8 protein-coding genes are annotated in these 12,351 nt (G+C 74.6%); 5 read left to right on the top strand and 3 right to left on the bottom strand.

Going from position 1 to position 12,351, the window contains the following annotated elements; translation table 11 throughout:
• The 3 genes from ACGFIR_RS12035 to ACGFIR_RS12025 form a co-directional block, all read left to right on the top strand.
• On the top strand, nt 1-617 hold a 617-nt coding region (locus tag ACGFIR_RS12035; RefSeq protein ID WP_393144616.1), incomplete at its 5' end, for a putative Ig domain-containing protein.
• A gap of 183 nt (nt 618-800) precedes the next feature.
• Complete coding sequence (gene gatB / locus ACGFIR_RS12030) at nt 801-2,294, top strand: Asp-tRNA(Asn)/Glu-tRNA(Gln) amidotransferase subunit GatB (RefSeq protein ID WP_393004578.1); 1,494 nt, start codon at nt 801-803, stop codon at nt 2,292-2,294.
• A 179-nt stretch (nt 2,295-2,473) separates the two neighbouring features.
• The gene (locus tag ACGFIR_RS12025; RefSeq protein WP_393144614.1) at nt 2,474-4,831 is read left to right on the top strand and encodes a transketolase C-terminal domain-containing protein; all 2,358 of its coding nucleotides are present in this window, start codon (nt 2,474-2,476) and stop codon (nt 4,829-4,831) included.
• A 749-nt stretch (nt 4,832-5,580) separates the two neighbouring features.
• On the opposite strand, the gene ACGFIR_RS12020 is transcribed toward ACGFIR_RS12025, so the two are convergent.
• On the bottom strand, nt 5,581-7,155 hold the full coding sequence (locus tag ACGFIR_RS12020; RefSeq protein WP_393144612.1) for a metallophosphoesterase: 1,575 nt from the start codon (nt 7,153-7,155) through the stop codon (nt 5,581-5,583).
• A 58-nt stretch (nt 7,156-7,213) separates the two neighbouring features.
• Nucleotides 7,214-8,389 carry a PQQ-dependent sugar dehydrogenase gene (locus tag ACGFIR_RS12015; protein ID WP_393144610.1) on the bottom strand — a complete coding sequence of 392 codons (1,176 nt, stop codon included), beginning with the start codon at nt 8,387-8,389 and terminating at the stop codon, nt 7,214-7,216.
• 125 nt (nt 8,390-8,514) lie between these two features.
• Between ACGFIR_RS12015 and ACGFIR_RS12010 the strand changes: the two genes are divergently transcribed.
• Nucleotides 8,515-9,441, top strand: a complete 927-nt coding sequence (locus ACGFIR_RS12010) for a 2-hydroxyacid dehydrogenase (RefSeq protein ID WP_393144608.1) — start codon at nt 8,515-8,517, stop codon at nt 9,439-9,441.
• A 21-nt stretch (nt 9,442-9,462) separates the two neighbouring features.
• On the opposite strand, the gene ACGFIR_RS12005 is transcribed toward ACGFIR_RS12010, so the two are convergent.
• The gene (locus tag ACGFIR_RS12005; RefSeq protein WP_393004570.1) at nt 9,463-9,840 is read right to left on the bottom strand and encodes a PH domain-containing protein; all 378 of its coding nucleotides are present in this window, start codon (nt 9,838-9,840) and stop codon (nt 9,463-9,465) included.
• A 202-nt stretch (nt 9,841-10,042) separates the two neighbouring features.
• Here ACGFIR_RS12005 and ACGFIR_RS12000 point away from each other — a divergent pair, with 202 nt between their 5' ends.
• On the top strand, nt 10,043-12,319 hold the full coding sequence (locus tag ACGFIR_RS12000; RefSeq protein ID WP_393144606.1) for an EAL domain-containing protein: 2,277 nt from the start codon (nt 10,043-10,045) through the stop codon (nt 12,317-12,319).
• The last annotated feature ends 32 nt before the right edge of the window (nt 12,320-12,351 follow it).

The raw sequence follows: 12,351 nt of genomic DNA, 5'->3' as shown, positions 1-12,351 counted from the left end.
GCGCTCCGGACTCGCCGGGCACGTACACGTTCACGCTGCGCATGACCGACAAGAACGACCGCTACGACGAGCAGGACGCCACAATCGTCGTCGCCCAGGCCGCAGCCGCGTTCACCTCCGGCGACCCGCCCGCCGGCACGGTCGGCCGGCGCTACTCCTTCCGGTTCACCGCCGACGGTGACTCGGACATCGCGTTCGCCCTGGCCGGCGGGGCACTGCCGGGCGGTCTCACCCTCGACAAGGAGGGCCTGCTCAGCGGCACCCCCGGAAGCGCCGGCACGTTCACCTTCACGGTCCAGGCGAAGGGACGCAGCACCAGTGCCACGAGGGAGGTGCCGCTGGTCGTCGCCGCTCATGCCCCGACCACCCCCACGGCGACCCCGAACGGCCCGACGGCCACGCCGCCGTCGAGCGATCCGACCGCCGCACCGTCGGACAGCAGCCCGGCCCCCCAACCGACGCCCACGCCGTCGAAGGCGAGTGGCGCGTGGCTGCCGATCACCGGACCGGGCTCGCCCCTCGTGCTGGTGCTGCTGAGCGTCGTGGCCTTCTCCATCGGTGGCATCCTGCTCGTGCTGGCCTACAACCGTCGTCGGCGCTTCACCACACCCGACTGACGCCCGCCGAGCCGGGCAGACGGAGCGGTAGGACCGGCACCGCCAGGTGGTGGCACGCCTCCCGGAGGCCGCGTCACCGCAGCCACGCCACGCCCGCGCGTTGATCTCGAAGCCCGGCAGCGGGGTGGCCGGACCAGCCGATTAGGCTGGAACGGTTCTGTCCGGATCGCGCCTGGAGCTCAGATGACGACGACACTGCCCGCGTACGACGAGGTCGTCGCGCGCTACGAACCGGTGATCGGCCTGGAGACCCACGTCGAGCTGGGCACGAACACCAAGATGTTCTGCGGCTGCCCGACCGACTTCGGTGGCGAGCCGAACACCCGGGTCTGCCCGGTCTGCCTGGGCCTGCCCGGCTCGCTGCCGGTCGCCAACCGGGCCGCCATCGAGGCGACCATCCGGATCGGGCTGGCGCTGAACTGCTCGATCGCCGAGTGGTGCCGGTTCGCGCGGAAGAACTACTTCTACCCGGACATGCCGAAGGACTTCCAGATCAGCCAGTACGACGAGCCGCTGTGCTTCGAGGGCTACCTGGACGTCGAGGTGAACGGCGAGCTGGTGCGCATCGGCATCGAGCGGGTGCACCTGGAGGAGGACACCGGCAAGACGTTGCACGTCGGCGGCGCCACCGGGCGCATCCACGGCGCCACCGAGTCGCTGGTCGACTACAACCGGGCCGGCATCCCGCTGGTGGAGATCGTCACCAAGCCGGTCCCCGGCACCGGCGCGCTCGCCCCCGAGGTGGCCCGCGCGTACGTCACGGAGCTGCGCGACGTGATCCGCTCGCTGGGCGTCTCGGACGTGCGGATGGAGGAGGGCTCGCTGCGCTGCGACGTGAACACCTCCCTCAACCTGCCCGGCCAGGAGTGGGGCACCCGCACCGAGACCAAGAACGTCAACTCGCTGCGGTCGGTCGAGCGGGCCGTCCGGTCGGAGATCATCCGGCAGGCGTCCGTGCTCGACGCGGGCGGCCGGATCACGCAGGAGACCCGGCACTTCCACGAGGACACCGGCGACACCACGCCGGGTCGCTCCAAGGAGACCGCGACGGACTACCGGTACTTCCCGGAGCCCGACCTGGTGCCGCTGGCGCCGGACGCCGCCTGGGTCGCCGAGCTGAAGGCCGCCCTGCCGGAGCTGCCCCGGCTGCACCGTCGCCGGCTCCAGGAGCAGTGGGGCCTCTCCGACGCGGACATGCAGTCGGTGCTCAACGCCGGCGCGGTCGAGCTGATCGAGGCCACGGTCGCCGCCGGCGCCACCCCGGCCGCCGCCCGCAAGTGGTGGCTGGGCGAGCTGTCCCGGCGGGCCAACGAGACCGGCGTGGAGTTGGCCGACGTCGGGGCCACCCCGTCGCAGGTCGCGGAGCTGCAGGGCCTGGTGGACGCCGGCAAGCTCAACGACAAGCTGGCGCGTACCGTCCTGGAGGGCGTCGTGGCGGGCGAGGGCTCGCCGACCGAGATCATGACCAACCGGGGTCTGGAGGTCGTCTCCGACACGGGCGCGCTCACCGCCGCCGTCGACGAGGCGATCGCCGCCAACCCGGACATCGCCGAGAAGATCCGCAGCGGCAAGGTCGCGGCGGCCGGTGCCCTGGTCGGCGCGGTCATGAAGACCACCCGCGGCCAGGCCGACGCCAAGACCGTCCGCGAGCTGATCCTGGAGCGCCTCGGCGCCTGACCGGTGTGGAAGGGCCCGTCCTGACGTTTCCCGGCTAGGAAGGGCCCTTCCGCACACCTGAGCCGCCGCGTGCGCCCGTCGTGCGCGGCGACTGTGCACCCCGCGCCCGCCCGCCGCACCCCGCGCCCGCCCGCCCCCGACGGCCGTCAACGGTGACGTGCCAGACCCTGGAGCCGACCGTGAACCGTACCGACCTCGGCGTCCTCGACGAGATCCAGCAGCGGGTCCTGTGGCTCGCGACCCGCATCGTGGACGCGGCCAACCACGACCGGGACACCGGCGACGGGGTGAAGGTGGGCGGGCACCAGGCGTCCAGTGCCTCGCTGGTCACCGCCATGACGGCGCTGTGGTTCGCGCATCTCGACGCCGAGGACCGGGTGGCGGTCAAGCCGCACGCCTCGCCGGTCTTCCACGCCATCCAGTACCTGCTGGGCAATCTCGACCGCTCCTACCTGACGAGGCTGCGCGCCCGGGGCGGGCTCCAGTCGTACCCCTCGCGCACCAAGGACCCGGACGAGGTCGACTTCTCCACCGGCTCGGTCGGGCTGGGGGCGGCGGCGCCGCTCTTCGCCGCCGCGACCCGGCGTTACGTCGACGCGCACTTCGGGGCCCGTCCGCATTCCCGGTTCGTCGCGCTGATCGGCGACGCCGAGCTGGACGAGGGCAACATCTGGGAGGCGGTCGCCGATCCGGCCAACACCGGCCTGGGCAACGTCATGTGGCTGGTCGACTTCAACCGGCAGTCGCTGGACCGGGTGGTGCCCGGGGTGCGGATCAACCAGTGGCGGGGTCAGTTCGAGGCCGCCGGCTGGCACGTCGTCGAGGTCAAGTACGGCCGCAAGCTCGCCGAGGCGTACGCCCGTCCCGGCGGCGAGGCGCTGCGCGACTGGATCGACGCGATGCCCAACGAGCAGTACCAGTCGCTGTTCGGGCTCAGCGGCCCGGCGCTGCGTACGCAGTTCCTCGACGGCGCGCCCGACGGGATCGAGGCGTTCATCGCCGGCATCGGCGACGACGAGCTGGGGCCGCTCGTCACCGACCTGGGCGGCCACGACATGGCGGCGATGCTCGACGCGTACGCCCAGTGCGACGCCGTCACCGACCGGCCCAGCGTGGTCTTCGCGTACACCGTGAAGGGTTGGGGGTTGCCGATCGCCGGCAATCCGCGCAACCACTCGGCGCTGCTCAGCACGGAGCAGGTCGACGCGCTGCGCGCCGCCCACGGGTTGACGCGCGAAACCGAGTGGGACCGCCTGGACCCGGCGTCGGAGGCCGGCATCCGGGTCGGCGAGCGCCGGGAGGCGCTGTCGCGCACGCCGCGCGAGCGGGCGCTGGGCGTCGCGGTCCCGGAGACGACGCGGGTACGCGCGAACAAGCCGATCTCGACGCAGGAGGTCTTCGGCCGGGTGCTGGTGGAACTGGCCCGCAACCCCGAGGTGGGCCGCTACCTGGTGACCACCGCGCCGGACGTGGCGACCTCCACCAACCTGGCCGGGTTCATCAACAAGACCGGCGTCTTCGCCCCCACCCGGCAGCGCTCCTGGACCGAGGACCGGATGTTGCGCTGGACGGAGAGCCCCGCCGGCCAGCACATCGAGCTGGGCATCTCGGAGATGAACCTGTTCCTGCTGCTGGGGCAGCTCGGCCTCGCCTGGGACCTGTCGGCGCAGCCACTGCTGCCGGTCGGCACGGTCTACGACCCGTTCGTGCTGCGTGGCCTGGACGCGTTCCTCTACGGCACCTACTCCGGCTCCCGGTTCGTGGTCGCCGGCACCCCGTCGGGCATCACGCTCGCCCCGGAGGGCGGCGCCCACCAGTCGACCATCACCGCCTCGGTGGGCCTGGAGCTGCCCGGGGTCACGTTCATCGAGCCCGCGTACGCGGCCACTCTGGACTGGCTGCTCTGCGACGCACTGGGCCAGATCGCCGGCGGCGCGGCCCCGTCGACGACGGCCGCTCCCGCCGAGGACGGCGCCTACTACTTCCGGCTCAGCACCCGCCCGATCGACCAGGCGCCCTTCGAGGCGGCGCGGGCCCGGCTCGGCGACGCGGTGCTGCGCCGGCAGGTGGTCGCCGGGGCGTACCGGCTGGTCGACGCCCACGAGTCGTACCCGCACCTGGCCGACGCCCCGGTGGTGCAGCTCGCCGCCTCCGGCGCGGTACTGCCCGAGGTGCTCGCGGCGGCGGCCGAGCTGGCCGAGGAGGGCATCGCCGCACACGTCGTCGACGTCACCTCGCTGGACCGGCTCTACCGGGCCTGGCAGCGCACCCTGCGCCAGGGCGTACGCACCGCCACCGTGCCGAGCGTGCCGGGCGCCCTGCGCTCGGTGTTCGCCGACCGGGTGCCGGTCGTCACGGTGCAGGACGCCGCCTCGCACGCCATGGCCTGGCTCGGCTCCGCGCTCGCCGCGCCGGCGGTGCCGCTGGGCGTGGACGAGTTCGGCCAGTCCGGCAGCGTCCACGAGCTGTACGAGCTGCACGACCTGCTGCCGGGCAGCATCGTCAACGCCGCCCTGGCGGCCCTGTCCCTGCGCTGAATCCGCACCAGGCGGCCGGGTGCCGCGGCCACGCACCCGGCCACCGGGTAGGCGCGCCGAGGCAAGGCGGAACGCGGCGTCGAGGCACTTCGGCAGGCGTGTCGAGGCCCTGCGGGACCGCGTGTCGAGGCATTGCGGGACGCGTGTCGAGGCCCTGCGGGACCACGCGTCGAGGCCCTGTGGGACCGCGTGCCGAGGCATTGCGGGGGATGCGGCGCGGAGTTGACCGGCGACCAACGCGCTTGTCGCGGAAAGTGATTGCTGCGCGATGTTACGGAGTGTGGCGGACGGTGCGGGGTGCGACGGTACCCCCTCACGCCCTTTGCTCTGCAGCCACCGACGCACCAGCTCGATGAGCAGCATCAATGTAAACCCCTGCGATTTGCGGCCAGTTGCAAATCGCTACCTGTAGTTACTGGTGCGTCCGTGGCTGCAGAGCAAAGCGTCCGAAGGCATGGGTGGCCGTGGACGCGGATGGCTACGCACCGTCACAGCCGTGACAAGGTGTGCCGGGCGTTCGGTCAGGCAACGGGGAGCGGACGGCCAGCTGCCCGGGCAGCGACAGGCTGGCATGGACGCGGCGACGGCCTGACCTGGCGGCTGCGGCGGCGACGCGGGCCGCTGGCATGAACACGACGACGGCCCGACCTGGCGGCGGTGCTGGCCTGGCATGGATGTGGCTGCGGTTGGCTAGGACGCGGCGACGCCGGAAGCCAATACGGCCCGTTCGGCTGGGGGCAGGGGCAGCGTCAGCGGGTCGGGGTGGGGGTGACCGGGACGGGCGCGCCGGCCTTCGGGTCCTCCACGACGTGCCGCTCCAGGTTCACCTGGGCCTGCCCGGTGCCGCCGACGGTGATGTCGTCGTACGCCTGGAGCAGCTTGTCCTGGTCGAAGTAGAGCACGGACATCGACAGCGGGGTGGGCTGCTCGCCCTCCAGGCCGCGCAGGCCGGCGCCGCCCGTGGAACCCTGCACCATCAGTTGGGTGGGGCCCTTTCCGGGCACCTCCGGCAGCTTCGAGACCTGCCGGGAGTGGGTGTGTCCGGCGAGCACCAGCGGGCAGGTGCCCGACAGCGGGCCCGCGGAGGCCGGGTCGTGCACCAGCGCGATGTCCACCGGGCGCGGTGAGCTGCGGATCGTGGCCGCGAGCTGGTCACCGGCGCCGATGAGCTGGTCGGCGGTCTGCTGGGTGAGGCCGCTGCCCGCCGGCGAGGTGTTCTTGTCGGGGGTGAAGCGCGGGTCGCCGGTGCCGGCGATGGTCAGCCCCGCGACCGTCGTGGTCGTGTTGCTGAGCACGATCGCGTTCGGCTGACGGGCCACGGCCGCCGCGGTCCGCCCCGAGTCGTGGTTGCCCCGGATGTAGACGTACGGCTTCTTCAGCAGGCCGATCGAGGCGACGTAGGAGGCCTCCGGCTCGGAGCCCCAGTCGGTGATGTCCCCGGTGTCGATCACCACGTCGATGTTGAACTGCTCGACGACGGTGCGGATGAGCTGCCAGCCGGTCGGGTTGAGGTGCATGTCGGAGACGTGCAGTACGCGGGTGGTGCCCGGGGCGGGTTCGTAGACGGGCAGCGACGACACGGTGGTGTAGAGCTGGCTGACGTTGCCGACGATGCGCTGGAGCTGCTCCGCGTACCGGGTGTAGTCGTTGGCGATCCGCCGGGCGTCACCGACGATCGCGGGGGCGTTGACCAGCAGCCCCTCGTAGCGTGGCTCCTCGATCGACTCCGGTCGGATGGTGGCCGCGGCGGTGCCGAGGCTGCCGGCGGTGACCAGCAGCGCCAGCCCGCCCGCCCAGGCCGCCCGGCGGGTGTCGCGGAAGACCAGCAGGGCCAGCAGCAGGGTGACCAGCACCGCCGAGGCGAGCGTCCGCAGGCCGAGCCGCAGCACGCCCTCGCGGACGTCGTCCACGGCCGACTGGCTGGCCCGGTTGATGCTCGCCGGGTCGTCGAGCAGCGCCTCGGTGCGGCTCTGGTCCAGCGCGCCCAGCTCCACGGTCAGGTGGGTGGGCCCGTCGTGGCTGTCGAGCAGCAACGCACCCAGCGGCGGGATGTCGACGGTGGTGCCGCCGCCGACCGCCGGCGCGACCGAGAGGTCAGCCTGGAACGGGCCGATGTCGGTGCTCACCCGTCCGCCGGCGAGTACGCCGATCACCACGCCGACCAGGGCGATGACGAGGACCGCCATGGTCACCCCCGTGGCGCGGAGGGCGCGCCGGCCGGCCCGGGTGGCGCCCACGGGACGGGTCCCCCGGCGCGAGGCACGGCCGGTCACCGGGCGCTCATCGTCCCGGTTCGCGTGCTGTTCGTTCTCCTGGCCGTCCATGATGAGATTCTGACCTGCCCATTGAAGGATCTTGGGAAACCCGGGAAGCGCCCGTGCGTCAGCTCCGGCCGGCCCCGCCGCCCGCGAAGACCAGCCGCAGCAGCCGGTCGTCCTCGGGTACCGGCTGGCCCCGCCCGTCGTGGTTGGAGGTGCTCACCCAGATCGAGCCGTCGGGCGCGGCGGCCACGGCCCGCAGCCGCCCGAACCGGTCGGTGAGCAGCTCGCGCGGCTGGCCGAGCACGGTGCCGGTGTCGGTCAGCTCGACCAGCCAGAGCCGCTTGCCGCGCAGGCACGCGGTGACGAGCAGCCGGTCCGCGGCGGTCAGCCCGGAACAGGAGGCGTCCGACGTCGGCCACTGCGCGATCGGGTTGACGAAGCGCTTGTCGTCGTCGCGCCCCTCGACCGTCGGCCATCCGTAGTTGCGTCCCTTGGTGATCTGGTTGATCTCGTCCCAGGTGTTCTGGCCGAACTCCACGGCGTACATCCGCTTGCCGGCGTCCCAGGCGATGCCCTGCACGTTGCGGTGGCCCAGGGACCACACCGGGGAGTTCGGGAACGGGTTACCGGGCGCGGGCTTGCCGTCCCTGGTGATCCGCAGGATCTTGCCGCCGAGGCGCTTGACGTCCTGCGCCTGCGGCCGGTCCCCGGCGTCGCCCGTGCTCGCGTAGAGCAGGCCGTCCGGGCCGAAGGCGAGGCCGCCGCCGTTGTGGATGCCGGCCTTGGGGATGCCGGTGAGGATCGGGGTGGGCGTGCCGCCCAGCTCCAGCCGGGCGATCCGGTTGTCGCGCTCCGTCGTGTAGTAGACGAAGACCGACTTGTCGCGCTGGTAGTCGGGCGAGACGGCGATGCCCATCAGCCCGCCCTCGCCGGAGGCCGCCACGTCGGCGATGGTCTGCACCGGGACGACCTTGAGCCCGTCGGGCCCCGACTCCGGGCCGACCCGCAGGATCCGGCCGCTGTCCCGTTCGGTGACCAGCGCGGCGCCGTCGGGCAGGAAGGCGATCGCCCACGGCACCCGCAGGCCCTTGGCCAGCACGGTGGTCACGACCTCCTGGCCGGCGCCGCCGGGGCTCGCCGTCGCCGACGGCGTCGGGAAGGTGGGCGGTTCGCCGGCCGGGTCGGGCTCGGGCTCGCCGAAGCTGCAACCGGCGGTCGTCAGCAGCAGCGCCGCGCACGCGGCCGCCAGGGCCGTCCGGAGACGGTGGATGCGAGGGTACGGGGCACGGGCGCTCACCCGCCCCAGGGTAGCCCGCCGGGGCGCTCGGCCGGTGTCGACGGATCGGACCAACTCCGCCCGTCCGGGTGCCGGAGCCGCCCCGCCCCGCGCGCCGCCCCGCCGGGGGCCTATCGTCGGCGGGCGTGAAGGTATGGATCCCGCACCAGGACGGTCTGGAACTTCTCGGGGAGCTGCCGCCGGAGGTCACGGTCGAGGTGGCCGAGGACATCGCCCGGCTCCCCTCGGAGGGCGCCGGCGTCCGGTTCTGGGTGCCTCCCTTCCTGGCCGGCCGGGCCGCCACCGCGCTGCTGCGCGAGCTGCCCGACCTGGCGGTGGTGCAGCTCCTCTCCGCCGGCGCGGACGCGTGGGCCGGCCGGGTCCCGCCCGGGGTGGCGCTCTGCGACGCCAGGGGGGTGCACGACCCGTCCACCGCCGAGTGGGTGGTCACGGCAATCCTGTCCCAGCTGCGGGCCTTCCCCGCCTTCGCCCGCGCCCAGGCGAGGCGCGAGTGGGCGTACGGCGAGGTGGCCCCCACCGACGAGTTGACCGGCAAGCGGGTGCTGATCGTCGGGGCGGGCTCCATCGGCACGGCGGTACGCGACCGGCTCGCGCCCTTCGAGGTGAGCTTCACGCTGGTGGCCCGCACCGCCCGCCCCGAGCAGGGCGTGCACGGCGTCGAGGAGCTGCCGGGGCTGCTTCCCGAGGCCGACGTGGTGGTGCTGCTGGTGCCGCTGACCGAGCAGACCCGGGGGCTGGTCGACGAGCGCTTCCTCGCCGCCATGCGCGACGGTGCGCTGCTGGTCAATGCGGCGCGCGGGCCGGTGGCCCGGACCGGGGCGCTGGTCGCAGAGCTACGTACCGGCCGGATCTCGGCCGCGCTGGACGTCACCGACCCGGAGCCGTTGCCCGCCGACCACGAGCTGTGGACGATGCCGAACGTGCTGCTCACCCCGCACGTCGCCGGTTCGGTACGCGGCCTGCTGCCGCGCGCCTACCGGCTGGTCGCCGGGCAGATCCGCCGGTTCGCGGCCGGCGAGCCGCTGATCAACACGGTGGTCGACGGCTACTGAGCGGGGCCGGCCGGGCGACGCTCAGGCGGCGGCACCCGGCAGGGTCTGGCCGGTGGCGGAGACCAGCCGGGGCAGGTCGGTGCCGCGTACGGCCGGGAGCGTGACCTGCTGGCCGTCGTCGAGCAGGGCGACCGCCCGACCGCGCCGGTCGGCGGCCAGTTCGACGACCCGGTCCCAACCGATGCGGCGCTGCCCGAGCAGGGCCCGCAGCCGCAGCTCGCGGGCGTCCGCGTCGGTGCCCGCCCGCCATGCCCAGACCCCGACGGCGAGCGGGACGAGCAGCACCGGCAGCAGGTACCACCGGGCGCCGGCCACCGGCAGGGCGCCGAAGAAGGCGACGATCGCGGCGGCCAGATAGGCCTGGTGGTGCCGGAAGCGGACGGTGTCGGGGCTGCTCACCCCCTGATGATCCCACTTCCGCCGTCCCCCGTACGCGGCGGGCCGCGCCGGACGACGCCGTGCCGTCGGTGACGGGGATCACTGCGGCGTCGGCGTCACCGCCGTCGTGTCCGGTCGTTGGCGACTGATGGGCAGCGGACTCACCCCGGGTCCGGTGCCCGCACCGTCGCACCGCCCGTGCCCCCTCACGAAGGCGACCGCCGTGCCCCTCGCGTATCCGCAACGCGCGTCGATTCCCCGTCCCGCCAGACCCGACACCCTCGTCCTCGCCGCCGTCGCGCTGCTCCTGCTCGCCGGCGCGGCCGGTCGGCTGCCCGTGCTGGCCGTGGTGGCGCTGGCCGGCGCCGCCAGCTGCGCCCTGGCCGGCACGCGGCTGTCCCGGCTCATCGCCGCGCCACCGGCTCCCGCGCAGGTCCCGGCCCGGTCCCGCGCCGCCCGCCGGCGCGCGGCGCCGCACCGCCGGGTGGCCGTGCTGCTCGACGCGGCGGTGGTGACGGCGGGGCTCACCGCCGCCGTACTCCCACTCGCCGCCGCCGGTCACCGGCGCGCCGTCGTCGTGTCGGGGCTGGCTGTCGCCGCCGCGCTGTTCGTCGCGGGCCTGCCGCCGACGACGCTCCGGCCCCGCCCGGCCGCCCGGGCCCGGCTGCGCGCGGCGGTCGACGCGACCGTCGCGGGGCTGGGGCTGGTTCTCGCCGGCTGGCTGCTGCTGCCCCGCGAGGGCCTCGACCCGCCGCTCCGGCTCGCCGTGGCGGTGGCCCTGGGCGGGCTCGCGCTCGCCGTACTCGTCGTGTCGACCGGGCCGCTGCGGCGTACCGGCGCGGCCCACTGCCGGACCGGGGCGGCGCTCACCCTGTCTGGGTTGGTGGTGCTGGCCGCGTTTCCGGCGGGCGGGACACCGGACCGGGCCGCCCTGCTCGCCGTACCCCCGCTGGTGGGTGGGGTGCTGCTGACGGCGGCGGGGGCGCGGCGGGCGACCCGCGCGGAGCCTGCCCCGCCCGCCCCGCCCGACCCGCCGACCAGGGTGTGCCCCCGGATCGTGATTCCGGCGGTCGCGGCGGTGGCGGGCACCGGCTGGCAGCTCCGCCACGGCGGGCCGCCGGATCTCACCGCGGTCCTGCTCGGGCTCGCGCTGGCCCCGCCGTTGGTGCTCCGCGAGCTGCTCCGCGCGGACGACGGCTCCGGGTCGCTCCGCGCCGAGGACCCGCCCGCGCGGCACCGGTCGACCGACCCGGAGCGGTCGGGTGAGCCCGCCGACCGGCCGGCGCTGCTGCGGGCCCTCGCCGCCCGCCGGGACGCGCCGGCCCCCGCCGGGGCGCTGCTCGTCGTCGACCTGCACGGCGCCGGCCCCGTCGCCGACGGCCACCGGGCCCGCGAGGACGTGCTCGCCGAGGCGGTCCGCCGCGCCCGTGCCGTCGTCGGCCCCCGCGACCTGGTCGCGGACGTCACCGCCACCGGCTTCGCCGTGGTCACCGAGGTCGGCCCGGTGCTGGCGTACGCGCTGGGCATTCGCCTGCTCGCCGCGCTCAACGGCACGTACGAGGTGGCGGGCGGGGCGCTGTGGCTCCGGGCCGGCGTCGGGCTGGCCGAGATCGGCGACGGCGGCCCGGAGGAGGTGCTGCGCCAGGCGGACCTGGCCCGGCGTCGGGCCGTGCAGCTCGGCCGCGACCGGGTCGAGTGGTACGACGCCTACCTGGAGGAGCAGCTCGTGCGCCGGCTCGACCTGGAACGGGAGCTGCCCGGGGCGGTCGCGCGCGGCGAGCTGGACCTCGTCTACCAGCCCGTGCTCGACCTCGCCGACCGGCAGCCGGTCGGCACGGAGGCGTTGCTGCGCTGGCGCAGCCCGGTGCTCGGCACGGTGCTGCCCGCCGAGTTCCTGCCGGTGGCCGAGGACCTCGGCATCGTGGGCGAGCTGGGCTGCTGGGTGCTGGACCGGGCCTGCCGGCAGCTGGCCGCCTGGTCCGGGGGCAGCCGGCAGCTCTGGATGGCGGTGAACGTGACCGTACGGGAGCTGGCCGCGCCCGACTTCGTGCCGCGGACGGCGGCCGTGCTGGACGCGTACGGGTTGTCGCCGGACCGGCTGGTGGTCGAGGTGGCGGAGCCCCGGGTGGGCGCCGAGCTGCCGACGGTGGTGGCCCGGCTGGCCGGGCTGCGCTCGCTGGGCGTGCGCACCGCGCTCGACGACTTCCGGGCCGAGCACGCCTCGCTGGCCCAGCTCCGCCGGCTGCCGATCGACCTGCTCAAGGTCGGTCCGCAGCTGGTGGACCCGGCGGACCCGCAACGCCCGCTGATCGACGTGGTGGTCAACGTGGGGGACCGGCTGGGGCTGGACATCGTGGCGGAGGAGCTGGAGTCGGCGAGCCTGGTCGACGGCGCGCGGCGGGCGGGCTGCCGCTACGGGCAGGGTTTCGCGCTGGCCCGCCCGGCCACCGCCGAGCGGGTCGAGGCGTACTTCGAGGAGTTCCCCTCGGCCTCGCGCTGACCCGTCCAGCGCTGACCCTTGCGGCGACCGGG

Source organism: Micromonospora sp. NPDC049051, from assembly GCF_043197575.1.
Taxonomy (GTDB): Bacteria; Actinomycetota; Actinomycetes; order Mycobacteriales; family Micromonosporaceae; genus Micromonospora.
This window is presented reverse-complemented; position numbering and strand designations above follow the sequence as displayed.

Excerpts from the sequence above, each read along its gene's own strand:
- gatB (WP_393004578.1), top strand. The coding sequence starts at position 801 with ATGACGACGACACTGCCCGCGTACGACGAGGTCGTCGCGCGCTACGAA.
- ACGFIR_RS12020 (WP_393144612.1), bottom strand. The coding sequence starts at position 7,155 with ATGGACGGCCAGGAGAACGAACAGCACGCGAACCGGGACGATGAGCGC.